At 40.9% G+C, this 17,460-nt stretch carries 16 protein-coding genes; 11 read left to right on the top strand and 5 right to left on the bottom strand.

Annotation, left to right across the window (positions count from 1 at the left end; all coding sequences use genetic code 11):
* The first annotated feature begins 11 nt into the window (after positions 1–11).
* The 6 genes from H9649_RS10335 (at position 12) to H9649_RS10360 (ending at position 7,662) form a co-directional block, all read left to right on the top strand.
* A complete protein-coding gene (locus H9649_RS10335; RefSeq protein WP_191694695.1) occupies positions 12–812 on the top strand; it encodes a YqhG family protein in 801 nt (266 codons plus the stop codon).
* A 137-nt stretch (positions 813–949) separates the two neighbouring features.
* Entirely contained in the window at positions 950–2,524 is a 1,575-nt protein-coding gene (locus H9649_RS10340; protein WP_191694697.1) for a M2 family metallopeptidase, read from the top strand.
* A gap of 224 nt (positions 2,525–2,748) precedes the next feature.
* Complete coding sequence (locus H9649_RS10345) at positions 2,749–3,090, top strand: thioredoxin family protein (protein WP_191694699.1); 342 nt, start codon at positions 2,749–2,751, stop codon at positions 3,088–3,090.
* A 104-nt stretch (positions 3,091–3,194) separates the two neighbouring features.
* A complete protein-coding gene (locus tag H9649_RS10350; protein ID WP_191694701.1) occupies positions 3,195–4,964 on the top strand; it encodes an ABC transporter ATP-binding protein in 1,770 nt (589 codons plus the stop codon).
* 33 nt (positions 4,965–4,997) lie between these two features.
* Entirely contained in the window at positions 4,998–6,743 is a 1,746-nt protein-coding gene (locus tag H9649_RS10355; protein ID WP_191694703.1) for an ABC transporter ATP-binding protein, read from the top strand.
* A 151-nt stretch (positions 6,744–6,894) separates the two neighbouring features.
* Positions 6,895–7,662, top strand: coding sequence for a 3-hydroxybutyrate dehydrogenase (locus H9649_RS10360; protein ID WP_191694705.1), 768 nt, complete (start codon positions 6,895–6,897; stop codon positions 7,660–7,662).
* A gap of 124 nt (positions 7,663–7,786) precedes the next feature.
* On the opposite strand, the gene H9649_RS10365 is transcribed toward H9649_RS10360, so the two are convergent.
* From H9649_RS10365 to H9649_RS10380, 4 genes are all read right to left on the bottom strand, one after another.
* Positions 7,787–8,272 (bottom strand): DinB family protein, encoded by a 486-nt coding sequence (locus tag H9649_RS10365; RefSeq protein WP_191694707.1) that lies wholly within the window; start codon positions 8,270–8,272, stop codon positions 7,787–7,789.
* A 60-nt stretch (positions 8,273–8,332) separates the two neighbouring features.
* A complete protein-coding gene (gene opuFB / locus H9649_RS10370; RefSeq protein ID WP_191694708.1) occupies positions 8,333–9,850 on the bottom strand; it encodes an osmoprotectant update ABC transporter permease/substrate-binding subunit OpuFB in 1,518 nt (505 codons plus the stop codon).
* A complete protein-coding gene (locus tag H9649_RS10375) occupies positions 9,850–10,794 on the bottom strand; it encodes an ABC transporter ATP-binding protein (protein WP_191694710.1) in 945 nt (314 codons plus the stop codon). The genes opuFB and H9649_RS10375 overlap by 1 nt, the downstream gene beginning before the upstream one ends.
* A gap of 196 nt (positions 10,795–10,990) precedes the next feature.
* Positions 10,991–11,512, bottom strand: coding sequence for a cupin domain-containing protein (locus tag H9649_RS10380; RefSeq protein ID WP_191694712.1), 522 nt, complete (start codon positions 11,510–11,512; stop codon positions 10,991–10,993).
* Between the two features lie 179 nt (positions 11,513–11,691).
* Between H9649_RS10380 and H9649_RS10385 the strand changes: the two genes are divergently transcribed.
* On the top strand, positions 11,692–12,147 hold the full coding sequence (locus H9649_RS10385; RefSeq protein WP_191694713.1) for a DIP1984 family protein: 456 nt from the start codon (positions 11,692–11,694) through the stop codon (positions 12,145–12,147).
* A gap of 280 nt (positions 12,148–12,427) precedes the next feature.
* On the opposite strand, the gene H9649_RS10390 is transcribed toward H9649_RS10385, so the two are convergent.
* On the bottom strand, positions 12,428–13,054 hold the full coding sequence (locus H9649_RS10390) for a nitroreductase family protein (protein WP_191694715.1): 627 nt from the start codon (positions 13,052–13,054) through the stop codon (positions 12,428–12,430).
* A gap of 128 nt (positions 13,055–13,182) precedes the next feature.
* Here H9649_RS10390 and H9649_RS10395 point away from each other — a divergent pair, with 128 nt between their 5' ends.
* From H9649_RS10395 to H9649_RS10410, 4 genes are all read left to right on the top strand, one after another.
* Positions 13,183–13,557: a winged helix-turn-helix transcriptional regulator gene (locus H9649_RS10395; protein ID WP_191694717.1), complete on the top strand. Its 375-nt coding sequence runs from the start codon at positions 13,183–13,185 to the stop codon at positions 13,555–13,557.
* A 164-nt stretch (positions 13,558–13,721) separates the two neighbouring features.
* Complete coding sequence (locus H9649_RS10400; protein WP_191694718.1) at positions 13,722–14,819, top strand: endospore germination permease; 1,098 nt, start codon at positions 13,722–13,724, stop codon at positions 14,817–14,819.
* 25 nt (positions 14,820–14,844) lie between these two features.
* Entirely contained in the window at positions 14,845–16,314 is a 1,470-nt protein-coding gene (locus H9649_RS10405) for a spore germination protein (protein WP_191694720.1), read from the top strand.
* On the top strand, positions 16,292–17,455 hold the full coding sequence (locus H9649_RS10410) for a Ger(x)C family spore germination protein (protein WP_191694721.1): 1,164 nt from the start codon (positions 16,292–16,294) through the stop codon (positions 17,453–17,455). The genes H9649_RS10405 and H9649_RS10410 overlap by 23 nt, the downstream gene beginning before the upstream one ends.
* The last annotated feature ends 5 nt before the right edge of the window (positions 17,456–17,460 follow it).

Below are 17,460 nucleotides of genomic sequence, written 5' to 3' on the forward strand. Positions count from 1 at the left end.
GAGTATACCTAATGCTTCCACAACAGATACACAATTATGTGAACCGGTTCTTCCGTGAAAACAACTGTCAAATCATTGATGATCAAGGGCATTACATGCGCATCCAGTTGACAATCGACATGGATAAAAAGATTATGAACCGTCCCTATTATTGGCAATACGTTGAAAGCACGGATGCAGTTCCATGTCCTGCGCAACTCACATTCATCACAGATGTGACGAAAAACAAGGAAGCAGTATTCGGAGAAGTAATCCATTACGGTTCACGCCGACTCGATCAGCTGTTTCAAGTGACGAGAGAGCAAGGATCTGTTGTTAGAATGTATGAACGCATTCAGCGGACAGATGGTGTAACGATTGTCCTAACACCGTGGCTAGGTGTCAATTTTAAAGTAACCTATTCGAGTGATCAGACAAAGGAGTCCCTCTATTCGTTAGGGATGAATTTGATGACTGGTCAAATGGTCGATGGCTTCCAAGAGTTTTTGAATGAAGTCCGACTCGATGCAAAGACGTCTGAACATGTATTCAACTTACCGTATACAATCAAACCGTTGAGGGCGCTGGGAAGGATGGAACTGGCCATAATGGATTTGATCAAGCAAGATGATCATAGTTGGATTGAAGATGTGCACAAGAGATGGAAAAAAGATCGAAATGTATTGGAGTATTTTTACGAAGGAGTAGAGGAACGACCTGATAGTTACGATGTGGAGAAAAAGGCGATGGAAGAGCAATATGAACCTAGGATTAAGATTGAAATTGTAAATGGAGGCTTATTTTATTTGAAAGCCATGCAAGCTGGTTACTGAATATAGACGAAAAGCGGCTTTGCTATTTACTGTAGCGAAGCCATTTTGTTTAAAAAAAGTTTAGGGAGTCGAAAGGGTTTTTAGTAGTCCACGACGAATAGAGAGAGAGACGTATTAAAATAAAAGGGGTGCAGTACATGACAGTTCAACAGTTTTTGAATAACTATAATGAAGAAGTCCGAAAACTACATATCGAAAGCGCAAGTAATTCATGGAAAGCAAATACTACGGGTGAAGAACAATGGAGAAATAAAACAGCACAAGCACAAACCGCCTACAAACTGTATTTGGCGGATAAAGAACGTTTCGAGCAAGTGAAAGTCTATTTGAAACAAGAAGATTTGACAGATCTTGAAAAGCGGCAGCTCGATGTGATCCATAATGGGATGGCACAGAACCAGATCCCGGAGGAGGACCTGAAAGAAATGGTAGAGCTGTCTACGGAATTGATCGGGGTCTTCAATACATTCCGGTCGGAAATCGATGGGCAGTCGGTGACTGAAAACGATATCCGTCAGATTCTTGTCAAAAGTAATGATTCTGCGGAGCGGGAGAAAGCGTGGCTTGCGAGCAAGCAAATCGGCAAGGAAGTGGAAGAAAAACTTTTAGTATTAGTGAAGAAAAGAAATGAAGTGGCCCGTTCATTAGGCTACGCCAACTACCATGAAATGAGCTTTGCATTACAGGATTTAGATCGTGAGGAAGTATTTTCGATATTCCGTGAGTTGAAGGAACTGTCCGACAAACCTTTCGGGGAGCTAAAGCAAGAAATCGATGCAGATTTGGCAGAACGTTTCAATCTATCGGTCGATGAGTTGCGTCCATGGCATTACGGCGATCCGTTTTTCCAAGAAGCACCTGCGCTGAAAGGGCTCGATCTAGATCCATTTTATGACGGGAAAGACCTGGAAGGCTTGACGGTAGATACGTTCAAGAGCACAGGCATGGATATTACGGATATGATTGAAAACAGTGATCTGTATCCAAGGGACAATAAAAACCAACACGCATTCTGTACAGATATCGACCGTGAAGGGGATACGCGTGTCTTATGCAACAATACGCAATCGGATTATTGGTCCACAACGATGTTGCACGAATTCGGCCATGCCGTCTATTTCAAATATATCGACAGTGACCTGCCATTCATCTTGCGCACGCCGGCACATACGCTGACGACGGAAGCGATTGCAATGCTGTATGGTCGCTTCAGCAAAAATCCGGCATGGCTTGAGAAATTTATCGAGTTGGATAAATCCCAAGTTGCAGAGCTCACACCGCTCATCGAAAAATCGTTGCGCTGGCAAATGCTCATAGCAGGAAGATGGATGATGACATTCACCTTCTTCGAACGGGAACTGTATGAAAATCCCGATCAGGATTTGAACACGCTTTGGTGGAAAATTGTCAAAGACACTCAATTTGTCAATCCTCCTGACAATCAGGATTATCCACATTGGGCAGCAAAAATCCATTTCACTCTGGCACCGGTTTATTACCAGAACTATTTGCTTGGCGAGTTGACGACTTCACAGCTACAAGCGTTTATCGAAAAAGAAGTAACAGAGGATTTATTCACGGAAAAAGCGGGTGAATTCCTCATTAACGAGTTTTTCAAACCGGGTGCACGTTATCCGTGGAATGAAAAGATTGAAAAAGCGACGGGTGAAAAATTGAATCCCCAACATTTCATCGATCAGTTCGTGAAGTGATGGATATCCAACGACCATAGTATACAACCTATCCAGTTCACTTTTGCTGGATGGGTTTTTTTGTCTGTTTTTAATGAAAGTCGAGATTTCGTACAGTATGTGCACGGTTATGGAAGATATGGACAGAAGTTATTGCCCTACACTAAGATAGGCGATATTGTAGGAAGTATGAAATCTAAATTGTTAGCCTAATAGAGTTATTCAAAAATGGGGGAATGAAAAAAATGACAGCGTTTACAAACGTTACACCAGAAAACTTTGAACAAGAAGTACTTGAATCTGAAACTCCAGTCGTTCTAATCTTTTCAACAGATAATTGTGGAGCATGTGAAGCAATGGATCCCGTCAGCAAAGAATTCGCGGAAGAGTTTGAAGGCAAGTTGCTCTTTAAAAAAGTCTATGCAAAAACAGAAGAAGTGATTGCAGAATCACATGAACTCGTAAACAAATACGATATCATGGGCTTTCCGTCTGTGATTTTATTCCAAAAAGGACAAGAGCCAAAAGTGAATCTTGGCCATATGGATCGTCAGTTCTACTTGGAATTCATTTCTCAAGCTTTATAAAAAATCATTCCAAGACAGTTTTTTTTATGATGAATTAACAGAAATTTAAAACAATCAAAAGTGCTTGTATATTGTCTTGATGTAGTGAATAAGGAGGTACTTGAATGGTTACAAAGCCTGAAAAAGAAGAATCGATATTTGCCAAAGCCGATGCCCAGGAGCGAGGTATCTGGAAATCCTATTTTAAACTTATATTCAAAGCGAAAATTCCTTGGGTATGGATGATCATCGTAATCGCTGTATGGATTTTATCCGCACAATTGACACTTATGCTGCCAGGATATTCATCTAAGATTATGACTGGGGTCATAACAAAACCAGTCATCTATGGCGCGGTCATCGTTATCGTTTTAGGTACGCTAATATCAGGGGTCGTCCGTTATCTAAACAATTTACTGAACTTCAAAATCGATGTCCGTTATCGTTCGTTAATTTGGAATCGTATTATGAAATCGCCTATGAATATGTTTGATCATGTGAAGCCGACAGAGATGATCAGTCGGATAACAACGGATTCAGCGACAATCAGTAACGTATTAGGTACATGGTTACCTTCTACAATTGCTACAGTTTATACGACTTTTGGCGTTATTGCCGTACTATTTACATATAATTGGAGATTGGCTCTTGCGGTCATGTTCTACATTCCGATCAATATTCTCTTTAACGTCTATTACGGAAAATGGAGTTACCGCGTCAATAAAATCACATTTAACAGACTTTCCAAACTGACATCTTTCTTATCCGAACTTCTGATGAGTGTTCCTGTCATTAAAACATTTGTTACAGAATCTAAAGAAGATTTACGTGGGCAGCAAAACTTACAATATTACTATAAAGCGAATTTAAAGCGGTCGATTGTTGCATGGATTGAAAATCCGGTATCTCAGTTTCTAGGTATCATTCAAAATATCATCATCATCGGATACGGAGTCTTCTTGTTGAAAGCTGATTTGATAACGATGACAGAATGGGTTGGATTCTTCCTATATGTCGGTATGCTTTCAGGAACAATCAGCGTCTACTTCATGGTGTATATTGAATTGAAAAATAGCCAAGGAGCGACAACTCGTATTTCAGAACTGATGGATAATGAACTGGAAGTGTACGATAAAGGAGAATCAATTGACCGTCTGACAGGTGATATTACCTTTACTAATGTCGCTTTTGGATATGGTGATAAAAATGTCTTCTCCAACTTGAATTTCACGATACCTAAAGGTAAGAAAACAGCGATTGTCGGTCCAAGTGGAAGTGGCAAGTCGACTGTCTTTGCACTATTACAGCAGTTTTACACACCACAACTCGGCACAATCAAAGCAGATGGAAAACCGATTGCAGAATATGACCTACATAGCTGGCGTAATCTTTTTTCAGTCGTCGACCAAGATAGCTTGCTTATTTCAGGAACAGTCCGTGAAAATATCATCTACGGCATGAATCGTGAAGTGTCAGATGCGGAAATAGCAGAAGCTGCAGATAAAGCGAACGCACTTTTATTCATCGAAGAGCTGGAATTCGGGTTTGACACATATGTCGGGGAAGCCGGTTCGAACCTTTCAGGTGGACAACGCCAACGGGTTGCAATTGCCAGAGCGATATTACGTAATTCCGATATCCTATTATTGGACGAAGCAACAGCGAGCCTCGACAGTAAGGCGGAACAATTTGTGCAGGAAGCGATTCATACACTTATGGAAGGACGTACATCTGTCGTCATTTCTCACGACCTGTCCAATATCCAGGATGCGGATCAAATCATCCTCATCAACGAAGGCGAAGTAGATGGAGCAGGTACGCACAAAGAGCTATTGAAATCGAATGAACTATATCGTGAGTTTGTCCGTTTACACCAAAAATCATCTGCGCAGTAAAGGATATGTTCATACTTAGAAGGAGGTATTTACATGGAAGAGAATAAGAAGCGCGGATGGAAAGGCTTTTTTGGACTCGTCAAAAAATCCAAACTGCCATGGGGATTGTATATCATTGGGTTGATTTTCGGATTCGCAGGGGCCGGCCTCGGACTTCTATTGCCGCAATATACGATGAAAATCATAGATGGTCAAATATTTGATAACAAAGTGGTTTTTGCATACATTGGATTAGGTATTTTGGCCGCCATTCTTGCTGCCAGTTCAGCATTATTCAGTGCAATAGCAGGCCCGATCGCAAAAAGAAATATCCAACAAACAGTTTGGACGAAATTAATGCGAATGCCGATACCTGAATATAACAAACAACCGTCCCAACAACTGATCAGCCGTATTACAGTTGACCCGGGATACATTGATATCGTAGTGAAAAATGCTAAAGCAACAATTCTAGCGACATTCACGTTAGTATCTTCGATTGCAATCATGTATAACATGAACGTCAAGCTGACATTGGCGCTTTTACCGGTCATTCCGTACATCTTGATCGTCACGGCTGGCGTCGGGCATTACACACAGAAGACACAGCTCGGTGTACAAGCCAGATTTGCAGGGATTACTGCGTTTTTCGCAGAAAGACTACAGCGAATGCGCCTTGTAAAGTCATTCGGTAAAGAGGAAGAGGAAATTGAGCATGGTGATGAAGTTCTGCTAAAGCACTACACAGCAGAGAAAAAACGGGCTATTGTCGACCTGTTTGCTGAACCGCTCATGCAAAGTACACAGGCGATCGTCGTCGGAACTGTACTTATCTATGGTGGAATTTTAGTAGGGAACGGCGAAATGCGTGTCAGTGAATTGATCGGTTTTTACATGTACGTTCAGTTCATCCATAACAATGTCCTAAAATACGGGATTCTTTGGCAGACGCTCAAACAAGCTAGAGGAGCAACGGAAAACATTGCAGATATTGTTGAGGGTGAAGATGAAGATTTGAAACGACAAAAACCGATGGCACCAGAAATCGGCAAAGACTTGGACTTCGAGAATGTTTCATTCGGCTATACGGACCGCAAAGTCCTGAATAACTTGAACTTGACGATTCCAGCAGGCAAAGTGACGGCTTTCGTAGGCCCGAGTGGGTGTGGGAAATCGACAATCTTGAAATTGGTTGAGCGTTTTTACAAACCAGGCGTCGGTCGTGTAATGATCGGGAATACGCCTGCTGAAGCGATTCACGTCGATGACTGGCGCCGTTCGATTGCCTATGTTGCGCAAGCTAGTCCACTCATTTCCGGTACTATCCGCGATAACATTACGTACGGTCTGGATCACGAGGCATCCATTGAAGAATTGCGTCAGGCGGCAGAACATGCTGATGCACTGAGCTTCATCGAGAAATTCCCAGAAGGCTTCGATACAGAAGTAGGGGAGTTCGGTTCTAAGTTGTCAGGCGGACAACGTCAACGTATTGCCATTGCTCGTGCATTCATTAAAAATGCACCCATTCTCTTGTTGGATGAAGCGACAGCAAGCCTGGATGCAAAGTCGGAACATGCTGTCCAAAAGGCGCTGAAGGAATTGATGAAGAACCGCACGACAATCATTGTTGCGCATGATATGGACCTCGTTAAGGAGGCTGACCAGATCATTGTCATTGATAAAGGACAAGCAATCGATCAAGGTACACATAAGCAATTGTTAAAGAGCAATGAATTATATCGTCAGCTCGTTGATATCCAGACAGAAAAAGATGGGCGGATGTCATTTGAATTTTAAGTACTATCAAAATGGCGGAGGGAGCTATAGGCTTTCTCCATTTTTTTGTGGTGAAGATCGAGCTGTCTAACATACGGGCCTATTTGATTAATCTATTTGTAAAATACGTGTACTATTAAAGGAACAACATATGGATTAAGGAGGAAATACTATGGTCAAAGACAAAGTACTATTCATCACCGGTGCGGCTCAAGGGATCGGATTTGAGATTTCAAAAGAGTTTTCAGAAGCAGGTGCACTTGTTGTACTTACGGATCTGAATGAAGAGAAAGTGAAAGCTGCGGCTTCCGCTTTAGGTGGACGTGCAATCGGTATTAAGTGTGATGTGACAAGTGAAGAGGAAATCCAACAAGCAATCGATGAAGCAATTGCTCATTTTGGAAGAATTGATATTTTGATCAACAATGCAGGTTTGCAACATGTAGCGATGCTTGAAGACTTCCCGACGGAGAAGTTCGAACTGCTTGTGAAAGTCATGTTGACCGCACCATTTATTGCAACGAAATTGGTTATACCGCATATGAGAAAGCAGAAATTCGGACGAATCTTGAATATGGCTTCAATTAATGGACTAGTTGGATTTGCAGGGAAAGCAGCCTACAACTCTTCCAAACATGGTGTCATTGGTCTGACAAAAGTTGCTGCTTTGGAAACGGCATCGGACGGCATTACGGTCAATGCCATTTGCCCGGGATATGTCGACACACCGCTCGTCCGCAATCAGTTGGAAGACTTAGCTGTAGTTCGCGGTGTTCCATTAGAATCTGTTTTAGAGGAAGTCATCTATCCTCTTGTTCCACAAAAACGTTTGCTGGACGTCAAAGAGATTGCGGATCTTGCTCTATATTTATCGAGCGAAAGTGCTAAAGGAATAACGGGTCAAGCGGTTGTGTTGGATGGCGGTTATACGGTTCAGTGAGATAGAAGTTATGGACTTTTGGGTGAATATATGAGCTTTTAGAAGAGTTAATGGACTTCTCTAGGAGTTTATGGACTTTTGTAAAAGTAAAGTGACAGGCACCTAGTAAATAGGTGCCTGTCACTTATTTCAAAGCTTCTTTCACTTCTTGGATCTGATTGATGTGACGCAGTTCGTGATAGCCGACAAAAGGGATCCATTGCTTCAGGTTCATGTCGCCGAATACTGGATGAGGGAACGATTTAACTTCAAGCAGTTCATCAGGAGCCGTTTCTGCAATTTTACTAAGTAGACCATGTGTCTGTGTGAGTTTCTCCTTTAGTTCATGCAATGTCACGAAATCATTAGCAGGACGGGCAAAATCGGGTGCTTCCACTTTAACGGAGCGATCGACCGTACGTTCAATAGGCTTGTCTGGTGCTTTATGTGCTTCACCTTTGGCTAACTGGTGTTGAATCGTTTTGGCGATGCCGCCTTCCATAAGGTAAAGATGTTCAAGAATCTGTCGGATAGACCATCTATCGCCAGAAGGTTTGCGGTTCAATTCTTCATCAGTCAGTCCTTCCACTGCATTCAATAATTTTTCGCGAGCTTCATCATTGATTTTCATTGGCTCACTCCTCCGAGTTTGATACTTCATTATGCCATTTAAATCCATCAAACAGTTACTTCACTCCAACAACCCTGCTTCCTCTAAAAACTGACGAGCGACATCTTCAGCCTTCTCTCCTTCCGCATTTACTTTGAAGTTCATATCCCGCATTTCGTCATCTGTCACTAGACCTGCAAGTTTGTTGAGAATTTCCTTTAGTTCAGGATGCTTCTCTAGGGTGTCTTTTCGCAATAGAGGAGCACCTTGATAGGGTGGGAATAGCTCTTTATCATCTTCCAGCACTCTCATTTCATATTCCTGCAATTCGCTGTCTGTAGAATAGGCATCCATCAGATTAATATCTCCAGTTTTAATGGCCTGATAGCGCAGCTTCGGTTCCATTGTCTGGACAGAAGGAAAGTCGATTCCGTACAAATCCTTAATGCCTCGATAACCGTCTTCACGGTCATTGAATTCGAGTGTGAAACCTGCTTTGACGGCATTCTCTACAGATAGGAGATCAGAAATGGTTACCACACCAAATTGTTCCCCGAATGCTTTTGAAACAGCGAGTGTGAAGGTGTTATTGAAGTCCATCGGTTCCAACAATAAAAGATCGAATTGGTCATCGAGCCCGGCGCGTGCCTGCTCATAAACTTCTTCTCGATCATTGCTGACGGCTTCCTCTTTCAGAAACTCCGACAATGCGGTACCTGTAAATTCTGGATATAAGTCTATGCTTTTAGACTGCAATGCATTAAAGACGAATGATGTCTTACCAAGTCCAGGTTTTAATTCGACAGTGAGATCTGTTTCCTCTTCAATGAGAAGTTTGTACATATTAATAAGAATTTCAGGTTCTGCTCCTAACTTCGCACCGATAACGAGATGCTTGTTAGAATTACCAGATAGAAACGGTAAAACGATGACAAGCAAAGCGGCGATGAAAAATACAATAAGTGCAATAGCCGCGCGCTTGAAGGACAGCCCTTCGAACTTTTTCAATAAGAAGTCAAAGGCGAGTGCAAGCAGTGCTGCTGGAATTGCTCCAAGTATGATTAATGAAGTATTATTACGATCGATTCCAAGCAATATGAGATCACCGAGTCCACCTGCTCCAATCAATGCGGCAAGAGTCGTCGTGCCTACGATGAGCACCATGGAAGTCCTAATACCCGCCATGATGACAGGCATAGCAAGTGGCAGCTCAACTTTTGTGAGCCGTTTTCGGTTGTTCATGCCCATTGCGGTCGCTGCTTCCTTTAATGAAGGATCGACTTCTTTGATGCCTGTGTATGTGTTGCGCAAAATAGGCAATAACGCATACGCTACAAGAGCAATGATGGCAGGGACTTTGCCTATACCGAACAATGGGATTAGCAACCCGAGCAACGCAAGTGACGGGATTGTCTGCAATACGGCACTAGCACCAATGACCGGTTCCGCGATCCGTTGTTTATTTGTCAAATAAATCCCGATAGGAATGGATATGAGAACAGCGAAAAAGAGGGCGATTAACGAGATTTGGATATGCTCAAGCAAAGCGCTTGCCAATTCACCTTTGCGGTCTTGGAAAACGGAAAGGAATTCACGCATCACTGTCCCACCCTCTCTTTGGCATCTACTGCAAGAAAGCTAAGAATGTCTTTGCGTGACAAGGTTCCGATGATCTGATTCTCTTGTTGGACAGCGACACGTTCCGAAGTTACCATCGCATCAAGAATTTCAATCCAATCAGCATCGACGGACAAAATCTGTAATTCCGATATGTCAGAAACGACAGGTGTTAGGTGTTCAGACATTGTAAAGGGTTTAGTTCCGGCACTTTCAATGAATTCTCGGACAAATGGTGTAGCAGGTGCAGCAATAATCTCTTCAGGCGTACCGAGTTGCTCAATCTTACCATCTTTTAAAATGCAAATACGGTCTCCCAATTTCATCGCTTCCTGGATATCGTGTGTAACAAAGACGATGGTTTTCTTTATCGTCTTTTGAAGATGCAATAAATCTTCCTGAAGCTTCGACCTGCTTATCGGATCAAGTGCGCTGAATGGTTCATCCATCAGAATGATATCTGGATCAGCGGCAAGTGCCCGGATTACACCGATTCGCTGTTGTTGCCCACCTGACAACTCACTAGGCTTTCGTCGGCGATATGTATCTGGGTCTAGACCTACCATTTCCATCAACTCCATTACACGCTTTCGAATACGAGATTTTTTCCATTGCTTCAATTCAGGTACTATCGCGATATTCTCCTCGATTGTCATATGAGGAAACAAGGCGATTTGCTGGAGTACATATCCGATGCGCCAACGTAATTCATGGATGGGATACTCGCTAATTTTCTTTCCATCAATCCTGATATAGCCTTCTGATAATGATATTAGGCGGTTGATCATCTTCAGTGTCGTTGTTTTCCCGCAACCGCTCGGTCCAATCAAAACAAAAAACTCCCCACGTGAAATCTCCAAATCTAATGAGTCTACTACACGCATATTGCCGTCATAGGATTTGGAGACGTTTTCAAAACGAATCATTCCCTTTGCCCCTTTCGAAACTTCCACATTTACAGAAAAAAATAAAGAATGGTAATGTATACTAGTATTTATCTTTATCCATACCTGGCAAATAGAAAACATTTTTAGTGATAATACTATTAATGTAGATGAATTCCAATTAACAAAAGAGACTGTAGGCAAATTTAGATTCGCCTACAGTCCAAGAAATTTCTACTTATTCAGGAATGGTCTCATATGCCAACTTCATAATAATATCTTCATGTTGAGGATACTTCTCCAACAACTCGGCTTGGGTGAACAGTTCGAAATCCTGGAACTCAAAGCCTGGAGAAACCATGCAACCGACGAGGGAGCAATTATTATCACCTTTAACAGAAGAACCAAAAATTGAGTTTTTAGGGACAAGTGCTTGTGGCACCTCGCCCTTCTCCAAATCCATGCCGAGCTGGATTTCCCGGTACGTCCCATCTTCCTCGATCACGTGGACAGTAAGTGAACTGCCTGCATGATAATACCATACCTCATCCGATTTCAACCTGTGGAAATGGGAGATATTATCGGATGTCAGTAGAAAATAAATACTCGTATACAGCTTGCGCGTCCCTTCAAAATCTACACTCAGCTGTTCATCTGTCGTGCGTTCTTCAGAAGAAAATGTCGCTTTGTAGTAACCACCTTCCGGATGCGGAAGTAGTCCGAGTTTTGATACCCAGTAAGCTGCAATGTCATTGTTCATAAATAAAATCCTTTCCAAATTCCTTATTTGATTTTGAATTAATGACAGTATAGCACTTTTTGTAACGAAGAAAGTCCTTTGATTCTCATAAAATAAAGGTATTTGAGCATCGAACAACGAACTTAATAATAACAGAGTCATACCTACATTTATCTAGATCTGTAAAGGGGATGTTGAACATGAAACTAGCCGAAGCATTAATCGCACGTGCGGATTATCAAAAAAGAATTCAACAATTAAAAAGACGAATAAGCGTCAACGTTAAAACGCAAGAGGGAGAACAACCTGCAGAAGACCCGAATGCAATGTTGTCGGAGCTTGATGAAATCATGAAAGAATTGACGTATCTGATTAAGCGTATCAACAAATCTAACTGTACAATTCAATATGATGAAAATCGCACACTAGCAGATGCATTAACCGAACGCGATCAAATGTGGGACAAGCGTCTACTGTTAGCAAAAGTGGCAGAAGAAGCCTCCGTTCGAAACGATCGATACAGCCGGACAGAAATCAAAGTCGTCAGCACAGTCGATGTCGCTTCCATCCAGAAACAAGTCGACCAACTATCAAAAGAGTTCCGTGAAATGGATACAAAAATCCAAGGACTGAACTGGACGACAGACTTACTGTAAGAAACGATCTTCAATATGCTAGTCGGTAACTGTTATCCGCAAAGGTGAGTACAAACCCGCCAACAGGGCAAGTTGGACTAATGATGGTATTGGGGCAATGCCAATTATGCACAACTGACGCCCAGTACTGTGACAATTGTACAAATAGATTGTAATTGTAACTACCGTGTACTAATTTGCGGAAACAGTGAGGGTGGGTTCGGGGACAAATAGCATATGTAAGAAAAACAGGAACGCGTGCAAGTATGCATGCGTTCCTGTTTTCAATTGAAAGTGATAATCACACAAACGTCACGATTTTATCCAGTGGTAAACGAGTGGAACCGTAAGCAGGGGCTGCCGCTTTACCTAATCCAATTAACACAAGTGGTACATAGCGCTCTTCCAAGTTGAATTCTTTCGCAAATTGTTGCTTATCGAATCCGCCCATCGGTACAGTGTCATAACCTTTTGCCTTGGCAATCAACATCAATTGCATAGAAATGAGACCTGAGTCAAAAGCGGCGATGTTCAATCTTGCTTCAAAAGGCGCCTTCGGATAAAGCGCTTTGGCATTACTAATTTGGTTTTCCATGTTAGCTTTGTCCATATTTCCAGCTTCAAAATTCGATTCATAGATTTCATCGATATTGTGGTACATTTCAGTATCAGCAATTACAGCGATAATGGCAGATGCCGTTTCTAGTTGCTGTTGATTGAATGAAAACTCTTTCAGACGTTTTCTCGTTTCATTATCTTGAATGACCATAAAACGCCATGGTTGTAAATTACTCGAAGATGGAGCTTCGGTCGCTTCTAACAGCATTTCTTCTATTTCATCCTTAGGTATTTTATGTGTAGGATCAAACTTCCTCACTGACTTTCTTTCGTGAATAATTTCAGATAACGTTGTATATTTTTCGGACATAATTGCACTCTCCCAATAAAATGATTTACCTTACTAATAGTAAGTTATTTTAAGGTTACTATTAGTAAGTTTGTTTGTCAACTTTAGATATGTTACAGTGAGTTTATTAAGTGAATGGGGTGTTGTTCATGAGGATAAATGATGAGTTGAATCATACAAACAACCAAAGCAATTGTGATAGCTTTCATGAAATGATTGAGTTCATCGGGAAGAGATGGACGGGAGTCATTGTTTATCGACTATTGGACGGACCGAAGCGGTATCATGAATTAGTCGCTGAAATCGAAGGGATATCTGATCGCTTGTTAATAGAGAGATTACGTGAGCTTGAGATACATGGGATAGTTTCGAAAAATGTGCCAGACGTTCCATCAAGAAAAGTGGAATACGAATTGACGAAAGTTGGTAAAGAACTTGAAGCTGTTATTGTTTCTGTTTTGAAATGGGTACAAGCGAATGGTTGCCTTGAAATCGTCAAAAATAAGAACAGTGATACATTGTAATTCCCATGTACTGATTTGCGGAACCAGTGAGGGTGGGTTCAGAGACAAATAGCATAATGTAAAGCATCTATACCTTAATTGGCGTAGGTGCTTTTTAAATTAGCTTATAATCCCATACATTCTTGTCAAAGCTGAGCTATATAAAAACGTTAGAGGGTTTTTGAGTGAATAAAATTGGATCTATCAGCGTTCTACATGTTATTTTCCTGTCCATGACAGTAATCGGCTTGAAAAATCACGTAACCATACTTCCACCGCTTTTACAAGGGGCTGGAAGAGATAGTTGGATGTCTGTGATTGGAGCTAGTGTTCTAATATTTCCATGGATTTTTCTTCTCATGTACATTCACAAAAAGACGAATCAAGAACGACTCGGAGATTGGCTATACAACAAAGTCGGAAAAGTTGCATCAACCGTTATCCGATATGTGGTGGCGATCTTTTTGCTAATAATTGCTGCATTTACATTGGCAGAGACGTTGCAATGGATAATGGGCACTTTTTTGCCGAAAACACCAATGCTTTTATTATTGATTGTGTACACTACGCTTTGTATCCTCATTGCTTCGACGAATTTACAGACAATTGTCATAGTGAATGCACTCGTTCTATTCTTTGTAGTTGTTCTGGGCTTTTTTGTAGCAATCACAAATATTCAAGTGAAAGATTACGAATTACTTTTACCTATGTTGGAGCACGGTATGAAACCGGTATTTAAATCGATTGTATATCCGGCGTCGGGATTTGTTGAACTACTTTTGTTACTTTTTATACAGCACAAAGTTAAAAGCCGATTCCGTTGGTACCATTTTGCTATTATCCTTTTCATACTAATGGGATTAACATTAGGTCCAATTACTGGAGCAATTACTGAATTCGGTCCTGATGAAGCTGCCAAACAGCGGTACCCTGCTTATGAAGAGTGGGGACTTGTGTCAATTGGACGTTTTATCGAACATATTGATTTCTTGTCAATTTATCAGTGGCTTACAGGAGCTTTTGTTAGAGTAGGGCTTATTTTATATATCGCGGCGGATTTGCTGAAGATGACAGGAGATAAACAGCGTATTTGGAAAGTGATCGCGCCGGCCTTTTTCTTCATATGTGCTTCTTTGTTTCTAATGAATGATCATGTATTTATTAGAATAAAAGGAGAATTTCTGCTCTTGAGCACGTTTCTGTTCATGTTCTTGCTATCACTTTTGTTAGCAATTATTGTGGCCATCTCAAGTAAATCATCGAAGAAGCGTCTAACAAAATAACCAATAGAGAAAATGGTGAGTAATAATGCAGTCGGGTGAAAAGATTGCTGATCTTAATACATTAAAGCAACTGTTTGAAAAATCCGCAGACGTCCTGTTTCAAACGTATACTTTTGGAAAACAAGATGTTGTATTCATTACGTGTGAGGCAATGATTGACCAACAGCTTTTAAACGAGGTCGTCGTCCCACGTGTACAGCATGTAGTAGAACTTCGTAATGATGAGTCTGAGTCATTAGAAAAAATGATTGTAAGTCAATTACATGTTCCCAGTTTAACGAAAGTGAATGAGAAAGAAGAGATTATTACACTTATCTATACAGGGAATGTACTTCTTTATTTTGATAGTAACTGCCTTTTTGCGAGTAATATTTCTAAGAAGCCGAATCGGAATCCCGAAGAGACGAAATTGGAGGTTCCTGTTAAAGGGCCAAGAGATAACTTCATTGAAGATATTGCTGTTAATATCGCATTAGTTCGTAAACGCTTGCCAACCAATTCATTATGTGTGGAAAAGTTCGAATTGGGGAGAAGATCAAAAACGGCTGTAGCATTATTATATTTCGATGATATTGCCAGTAAAGAAACTCTCTATAGTATAAAAAAACAATTAAAAAAAGTTGATACGGATATTGTGTTTAGTGGTGATTTATTAATGGAACAGGTAAATAAAAGCTCCAAATTATTCCCGAAAACCGATTATACAGGAAGGGCGGATAAAGCGATACAAGCACTTGTCAGAGGACGTTTTCTGATTTTTGTTGATGGGGTTGCATATGGGGTTATAACTCCAGTGAATTTATTTTTACTTGTAAAAACTGGTGAAGATAATGAATACCCAAGCGTATTTAGTTCGATGACGAGGTTATTGCGTATTTTTGGAATGACGATAGGTATTATACTCCCAGCATTTTGGCTTGCTTTAACAACTTTCCACCAGGATCAATTGCCACTTCAATTATTAGCTACAGTTGTCCAGTCAAATACTGGCCTGCCGTTTCCATCTTTCCTTGAAATGCTACTTATGCTCTTGATGTTCGAGTTATTTCGGGAAGCAGGATTACGGCTACCATCTGCGCTTGGCGGCACAATTGGTGTTGTAGGTGGTTTAATTATTGGAGATGCAGCTATTCGAGCGGGAGTAACGAGTCCAGCTATGATTGTCATTATTGCAACGTCCACCATTGCGACGTTTACACTGGTCAATCAAGCACTCACTTCTACGGTTAGTATTTTACGGTTGTGTTTCATACTTTTAACAGCGTTTTTAGGATTGTTTGGATTTTTTATGTCTGTTTTTTTTACAATCCTATTCTTAGCAGGCATACGGATATTTGGTGTTCCTTATTTGAACATCTCAGCTGATTTAAATTGGATGACGATTAAAAGAACGTTTTTCCGTCTACCGCCTGATCAATACAAAACACGTCCTGAAATGTTAAATCCCATTGATAAAACGAGGGCCAAATCGAATGAAAATAACAATGAAAAATAAACCACTTCTCATATTATTGCTACTGGCTTTGTCCATGCTCTCTGGGTGCTGGGATGATAATCAACCCGAACGGATGCTATATATTAACGGAATTGCCGTGGATTATAAAGACGGGCAGTTCGAAGTTTACGCGCAAATTATCAATTTTGCCAATATCGCAAAGTCAGATCAACCTCCGGGTGACCAACCGCAAGCGGAAGTTGGATTTGCAAAAGGTGCAACAATGGATGAAGCATTTTTCGAATTATATCATTCTGTTGACCAGAAGATTTTTTGGGGCCATTTTTCATATTTGGTCGTATCAGAAGAGGTTATGAATAATGTGAAATTAAGTCCAATTATAGATAGCTTTATCCGTTACCGTGAAACAAGATATCATATTTGGGTATATACGACAAAAGATCCTGTCCAAGAGTTGCTATTAGTAAGACCAGTACTTAACAAAGCTATTACATTGTCGAAACTCGGTGACCCTGAGAACTCCTTTAAGCAAGAATCTTTTATAGAACCAGTTAATATTCGTAAGTTAATCATCAACATGAATGAGCCAAGTCACGAAGCTTTCATTCCATTAATTAGGGTTGAAGAAAATTGGAAATCAATCAAGGAGTCAATTAAGGCACCAATCATATCAGGTGTAGGTGTAGTTACGCCAGATGGCTTCAAAGGTTTCATTGAGGAGGATGAAGTTCGAGGTATGCAATGGATGTCCAATGAGGTGGAAAGGGGAGAAGTTACTTTTCAAACAGAGGATGGGAATGATATAACGATGAATATTTCTAATTTGAAAGCGAAAGTGGATCCTATCGTTGAGACTGGAATAGTCAGGTTTGATATCGAAGTGAAATTGGATGCAACAATCAGCCTGATTGAAGGAGATGTATCAGTTGAAGAGATTGAGCAGGGGACGGAAAAAGAAATTGAAAAACAAATTAAAGACACCTATGAAGCCGCATTGAAAAAAGATATTGATATCTATCGTTTATCGGAGCAATTGTATCGGAAAAATTTGAAAGCGTGGAAGCAATATCAAAAGAAAGGCAAAGTGGATTTGGACGAGGACTCAATTCGCAAACTGTCAATTACAATTGTCAAGCTTAAATCGGAGAGGAAATCTATTAGGGAAACGATCGAGCAATAAATTGG

The organism is Sporosarcina quadrami, assembly GCF_014836615.1.
GTDB classification, from domain to species: Bacteria; Bacillota; Bacilli; order Bacillales_A; family Planococcaceae; genus Sporosarcina; species Sporosarcina quadrami.

What these genes read in the sequence shown, in the direction of transcription:
- H9649_RS10335 (WP_191694695.1), top strand. Translation starts at nt 12, where the DNA reads ATGCTTCCACAACAGATACACAATTATGTGAACCGGTTCTTCCGTGAA.
- H9649_RS10340 (WP_191694697.1), top strand. Translation starts at nt 950, where the DNA reads ATGACAGTTCAACAGTTTTTGAATAACTATAATGAAGAAGTCCGAAAA.
- H9649_RS10345 (WP_191694699.1), top strand. Translation starts at nt 2,749, where the DNA reads ATGACAGCGTTTACAAACGTTACACCAGAAAACTTTGAACAAGAAGTA.
- H9649_RS10350 (WP_191694701.1), top strand. Translation starts at nt 3,195, where the DNA reads ATGGTTACAAAGCCTGAAAAAGAAGAATCGATATTTGCCAAAGCCGAT.
- H9649_RS10355 (WP_191694703.1), top strand. Translation starts at nt 4,998, where the DNA reads ATGGAAGAGAATAAGAAGCGCGGATGGAAAGGCTTTTTTGGACTCGTC.
- H9649_RS10360 (WP_191694705.1), top strand. Translation starts at nt 6,895, where the DNA reads ATGGTCAAAGACAAAGTACTATTCATCACCGGTGCGGCTCAAGGGATC.
- H9649_RS10365 (WP_191694707.1), bottom strand. Translation starts at nt 8,272, where the DNA reads ATGAAAATCAATGATGAAGCTCGCGAAAAATTATTGAATGCAGTGGAA.
- opuFB (WP_191694708.1), bottom strand. Translation starts at nt 9,850, where the DNA reads ATGCGTGAATTCCTTTCCGTTTTCCAAGACCGCAAAGGTGAATTGGCA.
- H9649_RS10375 (WP_191694710.1), bottom strand. Translation starts at nt 10,794, where the DNA reads ATGATTCGTTTTGAAAACGTCTCCAAATCCTATGACGGCAATATGCGT.
- H9649_RS10380 (WP_191694712.1), bottom strand. Translation starts at nt 11,512, where the DNA reads ATGAACAATGACATTGCAGCTTACTGGGTATCAAAACTCGGACTACTT.
- H9649_RS10385 (WP_191694713.1), top strand. Translation starts at nt 11,692, where the DNA reads ATGAAACTAGCCGAAGCATTAATCGCACGTGCGGATTATCAAAAAAGA.
- H9649_RS10390 (WP_191694715.1), bottom strand. Translation starts at nt 13,054, where the DNA reads ATGTCCGAAAAATATACAACGTTATCTGAAATTATTCACGAAAGAAAG.
- H9649_RS10395 (WP_191694717.1), top strand. Translation starts at nt 13,183, where the DNA reads ATGAGGATAAATGATGAGTTGAATCATACAAACAACCAAAGCAATTGT.
- H9649_RS10405 (WP_191694720.1), top strand. Translation starts at nt 14,845, where the DNA reads ATGCAGTCGGGTGAAAAGATTGCTGATCTTAATACATTAAAGCAACTG.
- H9649_RS10410 (WP_191694721.1), top strand. Translation starts at nt 16,292, where the DNA reads ATGAAAATAACAATGAAAAATAAACCACTTCTCATATTATTGCTACTG.